Below are 1,055 nucleotides of genomic sequence, written 5' to 3'. Positions count from 1 at the left end.
CGACATCCCATCATTCTGGTTGACTGGTCACCGATCGACGACCGAGGGCGTCATTTTCTGCTGCGTGCCGCGATCCCCTTCGGGAAGCGTTCGTTTCCGATCTATGAACGTGTGCATCACAAGGACGCCTGCCCCCGTTGCCAGAAGGCGCTCCTTGCTGACCTGGCGTGGATGTTGCCGCCGCAGGCCAAGCCCATCCTGATCACCGATGCCGGCTTCAAGACCCCCTGGCTGCGGGCGGTTGAGGCGTATGGCTGGTACTACGTCGGCCGGGTGCGTGGGGCAACTCAACTGAGGCACGATGGCGAATCTGACTGGCGCCGCCTGGAATCGCTGTTTCCTCTGGCGACCCGCGAGCCGGCAGCGCGCGGTCCCGTCACACTGGCCAAGACTCGGTCATTGGCGACCCATCTGTACCTGTACCGCGCCCCCTACCGAGGGCGCAAAGACCGCAACAAGAACGGCAGTGCGTCGCGTGCTGCCCGAAGCCGCAAGGCAGCCAAGGGGCACCGAGAACCCTGGGTGCTGGTCAGTAACCTGATACCGCGCCACAACCTCGCCGCCAAGATCGTCAAGCTCTACGCCAAGCGCATGGAAATCGAAGAGGGATTTCGGGATATCAAGAGCGAACGGTTCGGGTTTGCGTTCAACTTGCATGGCACCCGCCACGCACGCCGTATCGAGATCTTGCTGCTCATCGCCATGCTGGCCAGCTTCCGCCTCTTAGCCAGTGGCCTTGCCCTCGATAGAGCGGGGAAGGCACCGGCCTATCAAAGCAATACGCGTCGATCACGGCGAGGCGTTTCGCTTTGGCGCCTTGGCTGTGAAGCCATCCTGGCCCGCTATCCCGCGGGCCGAATGGACAGACTCCTCCGGCTCATGCGACAAGAAGCTGAATTGGGGGTCGCCGTATGATTCGTGGGGAGGCCTCAGGGTCTGACCCAAGCGGGCCACCCTTGCCCTGTCGGCCTCCCAAACCTCGCCTGCTTGGCAGCTTGGCTACCAACCCCTCGTCACACATCAAAGTCATCCAGCTCGGCGCTGGCGTCTTGACG

At 62.7% G+C, this 1,055-nt stretch carries 1 protein-coding gene; it reads left to right on the top strand.

What is annotated here, in order from left to right; all coding sequences use genetic code 11:
* Positions 1-915 (top strand): IS4 family transposase (locus IOC61_RS15930; protein WP_195689730.1); only part of this gene is annotated, 915 nt, incomplete at its 5' end.
* Positions 916-1,055 lie beyond the last annotated feature (140 nt).

The sequence above is a fragment of the Halomonas sp. KAO genome (assembly GCF_015595025.1).
Taxonomy (GTDB): domain Bacteria; phylum Pseudomonadota; class Gammaproteobacteria; order Pseudomonadales; family Halomonadaceae; genus Halomonas.
This window is presented reverse-complemented; position numbering and strand designations above follow the sequence as displayed.